This window comes from Plantactinospora soyae, assembly GCF_014874095.1.
GTDB lineage: Bacteria > Actinomycetota > Actinomycetes > Mycobacteriales > Micromonosporaceae > Plantactinospora > Plantactinospora soyae.
This window is the reverse complement of sequence record NZ_JADBEB010000001.1, coordinates 7,701,749-7,715,691: the sequence shown is the minus strand read 5'-3', so window position 1 is coordinate 7,715,691 and position 13,943 is coordinate 7,701,749. Positions and strand designations below refer to the sequence as shown.

General features: G+C 70.9%; 16 protein-coding genes. 14 read left to right on the top strand and 2 right to left on the bottom strand.

Annotated features, from left to right (window positions below; translation table 11 throughout):
• The first annotated feature begins 13 nt into the window (after window positions 1–13).
• From H4W31_RS33885 to H4W31_RS33845, 9 genes are read left to right on the top strand one after another with little or no spacing between them, the layout of a single operon-like run.
• Window positions 14–358 (top strand): TcmI family type II polyketide cyclase, encoded by a 345-nt coding sequence (locus H4W31_RS33885; RefSeq protein ID WP_192770333.1) that lies wholly within the window; start codon window positions 14–16, stop codon window positions 356–358.
• Window positions 355–2,196 carry an acetyl-CoA carboxylase carboxyltransferase subunit alpha gene (locus H4W31_RS33880; protein ID WP_192770332.1) on the top strand — a complete coding sequence of 614 codons (1,842 nt, stop codon included), beginning with the start codon at window positions 355–357 and terminating at the stop codon, window positions 2,194–2,196. Before H4W31_RS33885 ends, H4W31_RS33880 begins: the two co-directional genes overlap by 4 nt.
• Window positions 2,193–2,894, top strand: coding sequence for an acetyl-CoA carboxylase biotin carboxyl carrier protein (gene accB / locus H4W31_RS33875; RefSeq protein WP_225945818.1), 702 nt, complete (start codon window positions 2,193–2,195; stop codon window positions 2,892–2,894). The genes H4W31_RS33880 and accB overlap by 4 nt, the downstream gene beginning before the upstream one ends.
• A gap of 19 nt (window positions 2,895–2,913) precedes the next feature.
• Window positions 2,914–4,323 (top strand): acetyl-CoA carboxylase biotin carboxylase subunit, encoded by a 1,410-nt coding sequence (locus tag H4W31_RS33870; RefSeq protein ID WP_192770331.1) that lies wholly within the window; start codon window positions 2,914–2,916, stop codon window positions 4,321–4,323.
• Window positions 4,320–5,273, top strand: coding sequence for an SRPBCC family protein (locus H4W31_RS33865; protein ID WP_192770330.1), 954 nt, complete (start codon window positions 4,320–4,322; stop codon window positions 5,271–5,273). Before H4W31_RS33870 ends, H4W31_RS33865 begins: the two co-directional genes overlap by 4 nt.
• Entirely contained in the window at window positions 5,266–5,721 is a 456-nt protein-coding gene (locus H4W31_RS33860; protein ID WP_192770329.1) for a cupin domain-containing protein, read from the top strand. The genes H4W31_RS33865 and H4W31_RS33860 overlap by 8 nt, the downstream gene beginning before the upstream one ends.
• Window positions 5,718–6,989, top strand: a complete 1,272-nt coding sequence (locus tag H4W31_RS33855; protein ID WP_192770328.1) for a beta-ketoacyl-[acyl-carrier-protein] synthase family protein — start codon at window positions 5,718–5,720, stop codon at window positions 6,987–6,989. The genes H4W31_RS33860 and H4W31_RS33855 overlap by 4 nt, the downstream gene beginning before the upstream one ends.
• The gene (locus H4W31_RS33850) at window positions 6,986–8,278 is read left to right on the top strand and encodes a beta-ketoacyl synthase N-terminal-like domain-containing protein (RefSeq protein WP_192770327.1); all 1,293 of its coding nucleotides are present in this window, start codon (window positions 6,986–6,988) and stop codon (window positions 8,276–8,278) included. The genes H4W31_RS33855 and H4W31_RS33850 overlap by 4 nt, the downstream gene beginning before the upstream one ends.
• On the top strand, window positions 8,263–8,598 hold the full coding sequence (locus H4W31_RS33845; RefSeq protein WP_192770326.1) for an antibiotic biosynthesis monooxygenase family protein: 336 nt from the start codon (window positions 8,263–8,265) through the stop codon (window positions 8,596–8,598). Before H4W31_RS33850 ends, H4W31_RS33845 begins: the two co-directional genes overlap by 16 nt.
• Window positions 8,599–8,628: 30 nt before the next feature.
• Here H4W31_RS33845 and H4W31_RS33840 read toward each other — a convergent pair whose 3' ends face one another.
• Window positions 8,629–9,087, bottom strand: a complete 459-nt coding sequence (locus H4W31_RS33840) for an SgcJ/EcaC family oxidoreductase (protein ID WP_192770325.1) — start codon at window positions 9,085–9,087, stop codon at window positions 8,629–8,631.
• Between the two features lie 132 nt (window positions 9,088–9,219).
• On the opposite strand from H4W31_RS33840, the gene H4W31_RS33835 reads away from it, so the two are divergent.
• Together H4W31_RS33835 and H4W31_RS44535 are read left to right on the top strand one after the other, a co-directional pair.
• Complete coding sequence (locus H4W31_RS33835) at window positions 9,220–10,071, top strand: helix-turn-helix transcriptional regulator (protein WP_192770324.1); 852 nt, start codon at window positions 9,220–9,222, stop codon at window positions 10,069–10,071.
• Window positions 10,068–10,553: an Atu4866 domain-containing protein gene (locus H4W31_RS44535; protein ID WP_318783555.1), complete on the top strand. Its 486-nt coding sequence runs from the start codon at window positions 10,068–10,070 to the stop codon at window positions 10,551–10,553. Before H4W31_RS33835 ends, H4W31_RS44535 begins: the two co-directional genes overlap by 4 nt.
• Before the next feature lie 112 nt (window positions 10,554–10,665).
• Here H4W31_RS44535 and H4W31_RS33825 read toward each other — a convergent pair whose 3' ends face one another.
• Window positions 10,666–11,262 carry a TetR/AcrR family transcriptional regulator gene (locus tag H4W31_RS33825; protein ID WP_192772603.1) on the bottom strand — a complete coding sequence of 199 codons (597 nt, stop codon included), beginning with the start codon at window positions 11,260–11,262 and terminating at the stop codon, window positions 10,666–10,668.
• A 155-nt stretch (window positions 11,263–11,417) separates the two neighbouring features.
• Between H4W31_RS33825 and H4W31_RS33820 the strand changes: the two genes are divergently transcribed.
• The 3 genes from H4W31_RS33820 to H4W31_RS33810 all read left to right on the top strand — a co-directional run bounded on the left by H4W31_RS33820 (window position 11,418) and on the right by H4W31_RS33810 (window position 13,829).
• Window positions 11,418–12,329, top strand: a complete 912-nt coding sequence (locus H4W31_RS33820) for an alpha/beta hydrolase family protein (RefSeq protein ID WP_192770323.1) — start codon at window positions 11,418–11,420, stop codon at window positions 12,327–12,329.
• Between the two features lie 110 nt (window positions 12,330–12,439).
• Window positions 12,440–12,967 (top strand): GNAT family N-acetyltransferase, encoded by a 528-nt coding sequence (locus H4W31_RS33815; protein ID WP_318783554.1) that lies wholly within the window; start codon window positions 12,440–12,442, stop codon window positions 12,965–12,967.
• Window positions 12,968–13,025: 58 nt separating this feature from the next.
• Complete coding sequence (locus H4W31_RS33810) at window positions 13,026–13,829, top strand: inositol monophosphatase family protein (protein WP_192770322.1); 804 nt, start codon at window positions 13,026–13,028, stop codon at window positions 13,827–13,829.
• The last annotated feature ends 114 nt before the right edge of the window (window positions 13,830–13,943 follow it).

The following is a 13,943-nucleotide window of genomic DNA, read 5'->3' as shown; positions in this document are numbered from 1 at the left end:
GGGAGGCCACCCCATGGATCGCTCGCTGATCGTCGCGAAGGTTGTTCCGGCCGCGGAGCAGCAGGTGGCACAGATCTTCGCCGAGTCGGACCGGACCGAACTACCCCGGCTGGTGGGCGTGCGGCACCGCTCGCTCTACCGGTTGCACGATCTCTATGTCCACCTTGTCGAGACCGACAGTCCCGGTGGGGCCGCCGTCGAAGGTGCGCGCCGGCATCCGGAGTTCGTCCGGGTGAGCGAGCGCCTGGCCCCGCACATCTCGCCGTACCTGGCGACCTGGCGGGTGCCGGCGGACGCCATGGCACGCTGCTTCTACCGCTGGGACGCGTCGGCCGACTCCGCGCAGGGCCGGCGATGACCGGGCGAACGGCGAGCGGGGCCGCCATCCGCCGGAGTGTCTTCGCCGATCTCGACCAGCAGCCCTGGACCCGCTGCCGGTCCTGCCGCGCACTGCTGTACCGGAAACGCCTGCGGCGCAACCTCGACGTGTGCCCCGAATGTGGCGACCACCGTCGACTGGAGGCGCCGGAGCGGATCCGTCAACTCGTCGACCGGGGGACGTTCGACCAACTGCCCGAGGTGGCGGTGCAGGTCGACCCGATCGGATTCGTCGACTCGATGCCGTACCCGCAGCGGCTGGCCGCCGCGCGTGCGGAGACCGGACTGGCCGAGGCGGTGCTCTGCGGCACGGCGAGCATCGGCGGCCATCGGCTCGTACTCGCCGTCATGGACTTCCGGTTTCTCGGCGGCAGCCTCGGATCGGCCACCGGTGAGCTGATCACCCGGGCCGCGGAGTGTGCCCTGACCGGCCGGCTTCCGCTGCTCCTGGTCACCGCGTCCGGCGGAGCGCGGATGCAGGAGGGTGTACTGGCGCTGATGCAGATGGCCACGATCAGCCAGGCGATCGCCGCGCTGCGCGAGGCCGGGCTGCTCACCGTCAGTCTGATCACCGATCCCACCTACGGCGGTGTGGCAGCGTCGTTCGCGACCTGCACGGACATCGTGCTGGCGGAGAACGGGTCCCGGCTCGGGTTCGCCGGCCCCCGGGTGATCCGCCAGACGATCCGGCAGACACTGCCGGAAGACTTCCAGACCACCGGCTTCCTGCTCCGGCACGGCCAGGTCGACATGGTGCTGGAGCGGAGCGTCCTGCGGGCCCGGCTGGGCTGGCTGCTCGCCGCCACACAGCGCCCGGAGGTCACGGGTGGAGAACTGGGGCACCGCCCGACCGGTGCCGGCACCGCCCGCCCGGCTGGCGGCGTCGCCGGCCCGGGCGGGCGTCCGGCCGGGGCCGAAGCCGAGCTGCCGGCCGGAACGGGTGGTGAGCGCCTCCGCCGGCAGAGCCGGATCGACGTCCCCGACCCGGACAGCCGACCCGACGCCTGGCGGATCGTCCGTTCGGCCCGGCACGCCGGGCGGCCGACCACGCTGGACTATCTGGCCACCGCCTTCGACGGCTTCGTCGAACTGCACGGCGACCGGCTGGGTGTCGACTGCGCGGCGATAGTCGCGGGCCTGGCCCGGCTCGGCGACCGGTACGTGGGCGTGATCGGACACCAGAAGGGGCACCATCCACGCGAACTGCGGGCCCGCAACTTCGGCATGGCCAGCCCGGCCGGTTACCGCAAGGCGCTGCGGGTCATGCGGTTGGCCGCCGGGCTGGGACTGCCGGTGATCACCCTGATCGACACACCGGGTGCGTACCCGGGAGTCGAGGCCGAGCAGCAGGGCCAGGCCGGCGCCATCGCCCAGAGCATCCTGGCGATGACCGGTCTGCGTACTCCGGTCGTCGCAGTGATCATCGGTGAGGGCGGCAGCGGGGGCGCACTCGCGCTGGCCGTGGCCGACCGGGTACTGATGCTGCGGAACGCCGTCTACTCGGTGATCAGCCCGGAGGGCTGCGCCGCGATCCTCTGGCAGGACCGAGCGGCCGTGCCCCGGGCCGCCGACGCGCTCCGGCTCACCGCGCCGGACCTGCTCCGGCTCGGTGTCGCCGACGCGATCGTCGCCGAGCCCGCCGACGGTGCACACCGGGACCCGACCGGGGCGGCGGCGCTGCTCCGCCGAGCCCTGGTGGACAACCTGACACCGCTGCTCGATGTGCCCACCGAGGAGCTGATCCGGCGGCGGCGCCAGCGCTTCCGCCGGTACGGAGCGGCGGCCAGCGTCGTCCCGGCCGGAACGGAGCCCCGATGACCAGGGCAGCGGCGATCGGAGAGTCGAAGTTGGCGGTGCCGGTCGGTAGGTCGATGGAGCTGACCCGGGAGCCGGGGTCGGTCGGTGGATCGGTGGAGCTGACCCGGGAGCCGGAGCCGGAGCCGGTCGGTGGATCGGTGGAGCCGGAGCCGGAGCCGGAGCCGGAGTCGGAGTCGGCTGGTGGCTTCGTGGAGCCGACCGGGAAGTCGGAGCCGGTCGGTGGATCGGCGGAACTCGCCGAGTTGTGCCGGCAGGCGGGCCGGCTGGTGGCGCGGACCGCCGGGCCGTTGCGCCGGATCCGCCTGCGCAGCGGCGACGCCCTGCTGGAGATCGAATGGCACGGCGGTGAGGCAAACAGCGGTCCCGGGACCGGTGCCGGAACGCCGGGCGGCAGCGCGCCCAACGCCGCTCCGTTCGCCGTACCGGCGGTCACCGGGGCGGCCATCGGCACCGATGGTCGCCGAACCGTCCTCGCTCCGATGGTCGGTACCTACTACCAGGCGGCCGAGCCCGGTGGCGCACCGTTCGTCGAGGTCGGCGACAAGGTGGAGCCCGGTCAGGTGGTCTGCATCGTCGAGGCGATGAAGCTGATGAACGAGGTGGTCGCCGACCAGGTCGGCCGGGTCGTCGAGGTACTCGTGCACGACGGCGAGCCGGTCGAGTTCGGACAACCGCTGATCGCTCTGGTACCCGCGTGAGCGCAAGGACGGTGCCGACGTGTTCGAGAAGATCCTGATCGCCAATCGTGGCGAGATAGCGCTCCGGGTCGCCCGGGCCTGCCGCGAACTGGGCGTACGGTCCGTCGCGGTGTACTCGGTCGCGGACCGCGACTCCGCCGTCGTACGCCTGGCCGACGAGGCGGTCTGCATCGGGCCACCGGACGCGCGGCAGAGCTACCTGAACGCCGCCGCCATCATCGAGGCGGCCCGCAAGACCGGGGCCCAGGCCGTACACCCGGGCTACGGCTTCCTGTCCGAGGACGCCGACTTCGCCGAGATCTGCGCCGACAACGGGCTGGTCTTCATCGGTCCCCGGCCGGAGGTGATGGTGGCGCTGGGCGACAAGTCGAGGGCGCGGGCGTTGATGGGCGAGGCCGGGCTTCCGCTTCCGCCGGGCAGCCTGGGAACCCTCGACACGGTCGCTGCGGCCAGGGCGGTGGCCGAGGAGATCGGCTACCCGGTGATCATCAAGTGTGCGGCCGGTGGCGGCGGCCGGGGCATGTCGGTGGTCCGCTCCGCCGACGACCTCGCCTCGGCGTACGACCGGACCCGGGTCGTCGCGCAGGCCGCGTTCGGCGACGACCGGGTCTACGTCGAGCGCTTTCTCAGCCCGGCCCGGCACGTCGAGGTCCAGGTGCTCTGCGACGGGTACGGCAACGGGGTGCACCTCGGCACCCGGGACTGTTCGGTGCAGCGGCGGCACCAGAAACTCGTCGAGGAGGGACCGGCGCCGGCATTGTCGGGCGCGACCCTCGACGCGCTCGCCGAGACCGCCCTGCGCGGCGCGCTGCGGGCGGGTTACACCGGGGCCGGGACCTTCGAGTTCCTGGTCGACGAGGCGGAGCGCTTCCAGTTCATCGAGATCAACTGTCGCATCCAGGTCGAGCACCCGGTGACGGAGATGATCACAGGGGTCGACCTGGTGCACGAGCAGTTGCACATCGCCGGGGGCGTACCGCTGCGGCTGCGCCAGCAGGACGTACGACTCCACGGTGTCGCGATCGAGTGCCGGGTCAACACCGAGGATCCGGACCGCAACTTCCTACCCACCCCCGGCCGGCTGACCAGGTTCACACCGCCGAGTGGACCGGGCACCCGGACCGACACCCACGGATATCCGGGCTACCTGGTCGGCCCGTACTACGACTCGCTGCTCGCCAAGGTCGTGGTCTGGGCGCCGGACCGGGACCTGGCGCTCAGCCGGATGGAACGGGCGCTGCACGAGTTCGAGGTCGACGGTCCCGGCGTACACACCACCATCCCGTTCATCCGACGGGTCCTCGACGACGCGGGATTCCGCAAGGGGCGGTACTCGACCGGACTGGTCGACCGGCTGCTCGGCGTACCCGATTCGCCGAAGGACCCCGTTCCGGCCAGTTCGGCGCATCTTTCGAGGAGGACCAGATGACCGTGAGACACGAGGACCCGGCGTTGGCCGGACCGTCCCGCACCGGAGGGGAGCCGGTCCGGAGCGTGGCGGAGCCCAGCGCGCCGTCGTCGGCGACCGCGGCGGAGATCATCGCGATCCTGGTCCGGCACTGCGGCCTGGACGCCGAGGCGGCGACCGCGGCGCCGACGGCCTCGCTGGAGGAACTCGGGATGGACTCGTTGGCGCTGCTGGAGCTACAGGCGGTGGTCGCGGACCGCTACCGGGTACAGCTTCCCGAGGAGTCGGGAGCGCTCAGCATCGCGGAGATCTCCGACCTCGTCGCGCGGCAGTCCACCCCGGCGGCCGCGTCGGCCGACGCGGGCGCTACAGCGGCCGGGACCCAGGACGGACGCCCCGCCGGTGCCGACGGCCGGCCCGGTCACACCGAGAACAGTGTGGTGATCGCGGCTCCGCCGAAACTGGTCTGGGACCGGACCAACGACGTCGGGACCTGGACCGGCCTGTTCACCGAGTACCAGTCGGTGCAGATTCTCGAGCAACATGGGAACACCGTCCAGTTCCGGCTGACCATGTACCCGGACGAGAACGGCGTGATCTGGAGCTGGATCAGCGAGCGCACCGCCGATCCGGTGCGCCGCGAGGTGCACGCCCACCGGGTCGAGACCGGGCCCTTCGAGTACATGCGGATCCACTGGCGGTACGACGAGGTGCCGGGTGGTACCCGGATGACCTGGACCCAGGACTTCGAGATGCGCCCGACCGCCCCGGTGACCACCGCCCAGATGACGGAGCGGATCAACGCCAACAGCCGGGTGCAACTGGACATCATCCGGGACAAGATCGAGCGGATCGCCGCCGAACTCGCCTCCACCACCCCGCAGGAGCCGGCGGCCGGCACGTCCGCCGGATCACCGGCCAACGGACCGGTCGGCACGGCTGCCGCGACGGTCGGGGTCGGCGATGAGTGAGCACGACCGCCGGCTGACGGCCGCCCGGGACATCGCGCCGGACCGTCGCCGTGGCGGCGAGATCCGGGTGCTGCTCGGGCCGCGTACCGTCGGCAGCACCTCCGGCTTCATGGGCGTGGCGAACCTCGCCCCGGGTGAGCGCATCGCCGAGCACTACCACCCCTACAGCGAGGAGTTCCTGTACGTCGCCCGTGGCGAACTGATCGTCGACCTCGACGGCGAGCCGGTGCCGGTACGTACCGGAGAGGCGCTCTACGTACCGGTGAATGTCCGGCACCGGCTGCGCAACGTGGCGGACGAGCCCGCAGAGGTGGTCTTCCAGCTCGGCCCGCTCGCGCCTCGGCCGGAACTCGGGCACGTCGACACCGAGTCGGCGGCGGAGGCGGCGACCTTCGGCGGCCGGCCGGAGGCCGGGGTCCTCGGCGGCCGGACCGAGGCCGCGCCGTGACCGGGCGGCGGACCGTGGTGACCGGAATCGGAGTGGTCGCGCCGGGCGGGGTCACCCGGCGAAGCTTCTGGGACACCATCACCGCCGGCCGGACGGCTACCCGGCGGATCAGTTTCTTCGACCCGTCGCCGTTCCGCTCGCAGATCGCGGCGGAGTGCGACTTCGACCCGGTCCGCGCGGGCCTCAGCGACGCGGAACAACAGCGCTCCGACCGGTACGTCCAGTTTGCCCTGGCCGCCTCGATCGAGGCGCTGGCGGACAGCGGCCTGGAGCTGTCCGACTCGATGCGGGAGCGCGCCGGGGTGGCGCTCGGCTCCGCGGTCGGCGGCACCATGCTGCTGGAGCGGGAGTACGTGGCAGTCAGCGACTCCGGCACGGACTGGCTGGTCGACCCGGACCGGGCCGGACCGTATCTCTACCAGGCACTGATGCCGAGCAGCCTCGCCGCCGACGTCGCCTGCCGACACGGGCTGTACGGCCCGGCCCAGGTGATTTCCACCGGTTGTACGTCCGGGATCGACGCGATCGGCTACGGCCAGCAGTTGATCGAGGACGGCGAGGCCGACGTGATGCTCGCCGGCGCCTCGGACAGCCCGATCTCACCGGTCACGGTCGCCTCGTTCGACGCGATCAAGGCGACCACCCCGGACAACGACGACCCGGGGCACGCCTCCCGGCCGTTCGACCGGGACCGGCACGGGTTCGTGCTCGCCGAGGGCGCCGCCGTGCTCGTCCTGGAGGAGGCCGAACACGCGCGGCGGCGCGGCGCCCGGGTCTACTGCGAGGCCGCCGGGTACGCCAACCGGAGCAACGGCTACCACATGACCGGCCTGCGTCCCGACGGCGTCGAGATGGCCCTGGCGATCGACGATGCGATGGCGCAGGCCCGGTGCGATCCGGCGGACGTGTCGTACATCAGCGCACACGGTTCGGGCACCCGGCAGAACGACCGGCACGAGACGGCGGCCTTCAAGCGGGCGCTGGGCAGCGCGGCGTACCAGGTTCCGATCAGTTCGATCAAGTCGATGGTCGGGCATTCGCTCGGCGCGATCGGCGCGATCGAGATGGCGGCCTGTGCGCTGGCCATCGAGTTCGGGGTGGTGCCGCCGACGGCGAACTGGGCCAACCGGGACGAGGAGTGCGACCTGGACTACATCCCGAACGTGGCCCGGGAGGTGCCGGTGCGGGTGGCGCTCTCGGTGGGCAGCGGCTTCGGCGGGTTCCAGTCGGCGATGGTCTTGCGCCGGTTCGGCGGGTCGCCGCGATGACCGGCCGGGTCGTGATCACCGGGATCGGCGTTGTCGCGCCGAGCGGAATCGGCGCGGACGCGCACTGGAAGTGCGTACTCGCCGGGCAGAACCGGATCGGGCGGATCACGCTGTTCGATCCGGACCGCTACCCCGTCCAACTGGCGGGGGAGGTGGCCGACTTCGACGCGCTGCACCACGCCGACAACCGCCAGGTGGTGCAGACCGACCGGTGGACCCACCTCGGGTTCGCCGCCACCCGGCTCGCGCTCGCCGACGCCGGCCTGCCGGAGGTGGCCGACGATCCCTACGGGTACGCCGTCACCCTGGCCAGTTCCTCCGGCGGCAACCTGTTCGGTCAGCGTGAACTCCAGCGACTCTGGCGGGGGACCACCCGCACGGTGGGGGCGTACCAGTCGATCGCCTGGTTCTACGCGGCGAGCGTCGGCCAGCTCTCCATCCGGCACCAGTTCAAGGGCCCGTGCGGAGTGCTCGCCGCGGAGACCGCCGGTGGGCTGGACAGCCTGGCACACGCCGCCCGGCTGATCCGACGGGGTACGCCGGTGGTGCTCGCGGGCGGTACGGAGTGTCCACTGAGCCCGTACGCGCTGACCTGTCAGCTCCGTGGTGGGCTGCTCAGCGTCTGTCCCGAACCGGATCGGGCGTACCGGCCGTTCGACGTGGCGGCCAGCGGGTACGTCCCCGGCGAGGGCGGTGCGATCTTCGTGGTCGAGGATCTGGACCACGCCGTGGCCAGGGGCGCGGACACCATCTACGCCGAGGTGGCCGGTTGGGGCGCCACCCACGACGCCCGACACACCGAGCAGCGCGGTGCCGCCTCGCACGGCGGCGACGTGGGCGGCGGTGCCGATGTCGACGGGACCCAGTACGGGCGGGCGATCCGGCTCGCCCTGACCCGGGCCGACATCGATCCTGCCGAGGTGGACGTCGTCTTTCCGGACGCGCTCGGCGTGCCCCGGTACGACCGGAGCGAGGCGGACGTGCTGCGTACGGTGTTCGGGCAGCGGCAGCCACCGGTCACCACGCAGAAGCCGTTGACGGGTCGGGCCCACCAGGGCGGAGCGGCGCTGGACGTCGCCACCGCGCTGTTGGCGATGCGGCACGGCATGCTGCCACCGACCGCCGGCCCGGATCGCCCGGCGCCCGGCTGCGAGTTGAACTTCGTCCGGGAGTCCAGGCCCCGGCGGGTGGACACCGCGCTGGTGTGCGCACGCGGATTCGATGGTTTCAACAGTGCCGTGGCGCTGCGGCGCGGCCCGGTGGAGGTGTCCAGATGGCAGAGAACCTGACCGAGACGGCCAAGGCGCGGGTGGTGTTCCTGATCCGGGTGCCGCGCGAGCGCGCCGACGCGTTTCTTCAGGCGTACGAACGGATTCGCTACCAGGTCGCCGAGGGCGTCGACGGACACCTGGTCGATCAGGTGTGTGCCTCCCCGACCGATCCGGAACAGTGGCTGATCACCAGCGAGTGGGTCTCGCTGGGACACTTCGAGGCCTGGGAGCGCAGCCCCGAGCACCGCGAGCTGGTCGGGCCGATGCGGGCCTGCATGACCGAGGCGAAGTCGATCCGGTTCGTGGTCCGGGAGCAGACCTCGGCCCGCCGCCCCTGACCCCGGCCGATCCGGCTACGACGTCCAGTTTTATCTGCCGGGGCCGAAAATGGGTCGGCTCGTCGTCGTTGGGGACAACTCGTCGTCGGGTACGCCGATGTTCTGGCTGGCGGTCAGGCGCCATTGCCCGTCTTCCTTCGCCATGATCCATAGCGGAGAGCCCACGTCCGGCCCGTCGGGCGTGTGGTACACCTGACGCAGCTTGACGGCCGCGACGTCGGAGCGGATGAACAGGACGTGTTCCAGCTCAAAGGTGACCGTCGAGTCCTGCATTCCGCCGGGAAGCACCTGGTGGGTGAAGGTCGAGATCGCCTCGAGGCCGAAGAGCCGTTTGCCGCCACCCGTCGTCCAGATCGCATCGTCCCGGAACAGGCTGAGGAACTCGTCGGGGAGCTCATTGTTCTGTGCGTGTTCGACCGTGGCCACCACCCGCTTGATCGCTTCGATCTCGGCCTCACGGGTGGCCTCATCGAGGTATGTCGCGTTCATAAAGATCAATGTAGGACGTCAACCATGCTTGAGGTCAAGGCGTCTTCCGCGACGAATCCGAGTGCGAATTCAAACGGACCTGGGAGCAGTGGGACCAGGCTACCGGCGTACCGGGCACCTAACCTGACCGATATGGCGACTTCAATGCTGGGCGACTACCTACGGGGCCGGCGGGCACAGCTGACGCCGCTCGACGTCGGGCTGTCCGAGGACGGGCGGCGACGCGTACCCGGTCTGCGCCGCGAGGAGGTCGCGATGCTGGCCCGGATCAGCGTCGACTACTACCTGCGGCTGGAGCAGGGCCGTGAGCGGCGGCCGTCGCCGCAGGTCCTGGAGGCCCTGAGCGAGGCACTACTGCTGGACGACGACGGTCGGCTGCACCTGTACCGGCTCGCGGGAATGACTCCGCTTCCGCGCCGCGAGGGCGGCATCGAGCAGGCCGACGCCCAACTGCTGGCGATGGCCGAACTGTGGGACCGCACTCCGGCCCTGATCCTGGGCCGGGCCTACGACGTCCTGGCCGCGAACACGTTGGGCCGTGCGGTTTTCAACCACCTCGAACCCGGCGCGAACCTGCTGCTCGCGATGTTCCTCGACCCGTCGGTCCGCGCGTTCCACGCCGACTGGGAAACGGCCGCGGCCAACGCGGTCGCCGGATTCCGTTTTCTCGAGGGCGCCCGGCCGCTCGATCCGCGGATCCAGGAAGTGCTGCGGACGGCCGGGACCAGCCGCGAGTTCGCCGACCTGTGGCGCCGACGCGACGCGCGGGGCAAGTCCCATGCGTCGAAGGTCCTGCTGCATCCCGAGGTCGGCGAGCTCACCCTCCGCATGCAGACCTTCGACGTCCGCTCCGCCCCGGGGCAGCAGCTGATCGTCTACCACGCCCAGGAGGGCACTCCGACCGCGGACGCGCTGCGGCTGCTCGGCTCGCTGGCGGCGACCCGCCCCGGACACCGGGACGACTCGCGCGGGACCGTCTCGTGACGGCCCGCCTCGGAACGGTGGTCAGCGTCGCCGTGCTCCTCGCCGGAGGCCTTGCCGCGTGCGCCGTGGGACCCGACCCCGGCAGACCCGCGGCTCCCGACGACGCCGGGCAGGAGCCGCCGCCATCCGCGACGGCGACGCCGCCGCCATCCGCGACGGCGACGCCGCCCACACCGCCAACGGGTACGCCGCCGACCGGAGCCGGAGACGCCTCGCCGCACCCGTACGTCGGAATGTGGGTGACGGCCGACGGGCACATCCGGCAGGAGCTGCTCGCGAACGGCCGCTACGACGAGGCCCGGGGAGAGCGACAGAGCGCCTACACGGGTTCCTACCGGGTCATCGGAACTCGCATCGAGTACGTCGACGACACCGGGTTCAGCGCCGACGGGACGTTCGACGGAGACGTACTGCACCACGGGGGCTACGTCTTCTACCGCGAGGGAAGCGACGCGCACCGACGAGCGGGAAAGGGGAGCTGATCTCCCATTACCTGAAACCGACGCGTTCCATTCCGGCTCGGAGATGGTGGGTGGTAAGGGTCTCCGTACCGGCTGCGATTCAGATCCGACTGCGGCGGTTCCGGGGCTGCGGTCAGTGGTGTGGGATGAGGCGTAGTCCGGCGAGGAGGAGTGCGACCACGCGACGGACGTCGTACCGGGGATCCTTGTTGGCGCCGATGCAGAGGTTGCCGACGGCGAGCATCAGTTCGAAGGCCTCGACGTCGGGGCGGACCTCGCCGGCCGCGACGGCGGCGTCGAGGAGTTCGGCGCAGACCGGCAGAAGGCGGTCGAGGAAGTAGGCGTGCAGGGTCACGAAGGTGGCGTCGTCGGACTGCAACGCCTCGGCGAGGCCGTGCTTGGTGACCAGGAAGTCGACGAAGAGATCGATCCACCGGGCCAGGGCGGCGTGTGGTGAGTTGCTGCTCGCCAGCAGGGCGGGGCCGGCCTCGACGCATGCCTCGACCTGGTGTCGGTAGACGGCGACGATGAGGTCGGCCCGGGTGGGGAAGTGGCGGTAGATCGTGCCGACGCCGACGCCAGCTTTGGCCGCGATGTCGCGCACGGGCGCGTCGACGCCGGCGGCGATGAAGGTCGCCGCGGCCGCCTCCAGCAGCGTCTCTTCGTTGCGCCGGGCGTCGGCCCGCTTCCGGGGGGCTGACGGTTCTGATCCGCTGCCGAGGTCAGCCACTGCGTTGTTACCTCCGTCACTCACCTTGCTAAGCGGAACACGGTTCCGTATGTTCTTAACGGAACGCTGCTCCGCTTGTTCATGATGCCAGAGCGCGCGCTCCGTGGCCAGGCCACGCCCCCTACCTCGGACCACCTCTCCAAGGAGAAACACCCATGAACCATCCCGACGAAGTCGTCGTCTCGGTCCGTCCGGTGCTGCTGCCCGCGCCGGGCCGCGGCGAGGACCTGCGGGTACGGGTCTCCGCGCCGGCGACCGGCGACGATCTGCCCGTTCTCGTCTTCTCCCACGGCTTCGGCTCGTCGCTGGACGGCTACGCACCGCTGGTCGACTTCTGGGCTGGCCGAGGCTTCGTGGTCATCCAGCCGACCCACCTCGACTCGCGGACGCTGAACGTCACGCCTGACGACTCCCGCTATCCGGAGATCTGGCGTTTCCGGGTCCAGGATCTGACCCGCACCCTCGACCAGTTGGACCTCATCGAAGCGGCTGTTCCCGGCCTCGCCGGACGGCTGGACCGCAGCCGCATCGCCACGGCCGGGCACTCCTGGGGTGGCCAGACCGCGAGCATGCTGCTGGGCGCGCGGGTCCTCGACGCCGAGGGCCTGGTGGGTGAGGACATGTCCGACCCACGGGTCAAGGCCGGGGTGCTGCTTGCCGTGCCGGGCACGGGCGGCGCCGACCTGACACCGTTCGCCGCCGAACACTTCTCCTTCATGAACCCGGGCTTCGCGGAGATGACCACGCCGGCCCTGGTGGTCGCGGGGGACAAGGACCAGTCCGCCCTGACCGTACGAGGGCCGGACTGGTTCACGGATGCCTATTTCCTGAGCCCCGGCACCAAGAGCCTGCTCACCCTGTTCGGGGCGGAACACTCATTGGGTGGAGTCTCCGGGTACACCGTCACGGAGACGACGGACGAGAGCCCCGAGCGGATCGCCCTGGTCCAACGGCTCTCGTGGGCCTTCCTGCGCAGCGCGCTCTACCCCGCGGACACCAGTTGGGCCACGGCGAGCGCCGAACTGGGGCAGGACACCGATCGCCTGGGCCAGATCGAGTCCAGGTGACGCGACGGAAGCCCTTCGACTCCAGGTGACGCGACGGAAGCCCGCTCGACGAACAACGCCGGCCACGGTCGGATGGTGCGGGGAGCGGGCTTTCGCTACCGTGGTCGGGCGTGGGCGAGGAACCTCCGCAGACGATCGTCAGACAATGCACACAGCGGGATGTCGTCGTACTGGAGCGGCACGTCCCCACCGGGCGGAACCACTACCACGACGCCCGCTACCGCCGTCAGAGCGAGGGTCTCAGCACGTTCCTGATCGCCTACTCCGGTGATGTTCCGGTCGGCTCGGGCGAGGTCCTGTGGCAGGGGGCCAAGGAGGCGGAGGTCCGCGACCGGTTCCCCGACTGTCCGGAGATCAACGGGTTGGCCGTTGTTCCCGCCCGACGGTCTCAGGGCATCGGAACAGCGATCATCCGGGTGGCCGAGCGGCTCGCGGTACGGCGCGGCCGGCACTGGCTCGGAATGGGCGTCGACGATCACATTCCGCGGGCGGCGGCGCTCTACCGTCGGCTCGGATACCGGGATGCCGACTGCCGCTACCTGGACCGCTACCAGTACATAGACGACCACGGAGTCCGTCACGAGGTCGCAGACCCCTGCCGTTTCCTGATCAAGGCGGTGTCCGGGGCGCCCGACTGACGCCGGTTGGGTTCACCGGCGGTGCGTGCCCGGTGCCGCCCGGCATATCGTACGTCTCATGGCGATCAACGACCGGGATCTGGTCATCGAGGCGGCAGAGGCAGGGGCTGCCATTGTGCGCTCCCACTACGGGACATCGCTGACCCGCTTCGACAAGTCGGGCGGGGACTTCGCCACGACGGCCGACATCGAGGCGGAGCGGGCCATCCTCGACGTCCTGCGCGCCGCCCGGCCGGACGACGTCGTGGTGGGTGAGGAGAGCGGACGCACGGGGACCGGCGGAAACGGACGCATGTGGTTGGTCGACCCGTTGTGCGGAACGCTGAACTACGCCGTACGCAACATGCTGGTATCGGTCAACGTGGCCCTGCGAACCGGAACGCAGGTCGTCGTGGCGGCCTCGGCGGACCCGTTCAGCAACGAGGTGTTCTGGACCGACGGCGCCGGCTCGAACGTGCGGCGCGAGGGCGTGGACGAGCGGCTCGTCCCGTCGGCCGGGTCGAGGCTGGTGGACGTCAATCTCGATCCGCCGTTCCCCAACGAACCGGGCTTCCAGGCCGCCCGGTTACTTGCCGACAAGGGGTTCGTGGAGCAGTTCCGTCCACGCGTCGTCTCCACCACCCTGGCGGTGGCCTGGGTCGCTGCCGGCCGACGTGCCGCCTACGTCACCGACGGACACCAGCACGACAGCGTCCACTTCGCGGCGGGCATCGCGCTCTGCCAGGCAGCCGGCTGCGTGGTGACCGGGATCGACGGCCAGCCGCTGGACACCGGTGCGGGCGGTCTCGTCATCGCCGCCGACGAGCAGACGCATGCCGCCCTGCTGACCCTTGTCGCGAACCAGCGTGCGGGGGCGGCCTGACGCCAGGGCCGGCCGGATCAGCAGGGCCACGCCGAACGGACGGTCCCGGAGAACGGCAGGGCAGCGTCGACGACTTCCAGATTGACAGATGTGGATGTACTTTGAATCCATTCA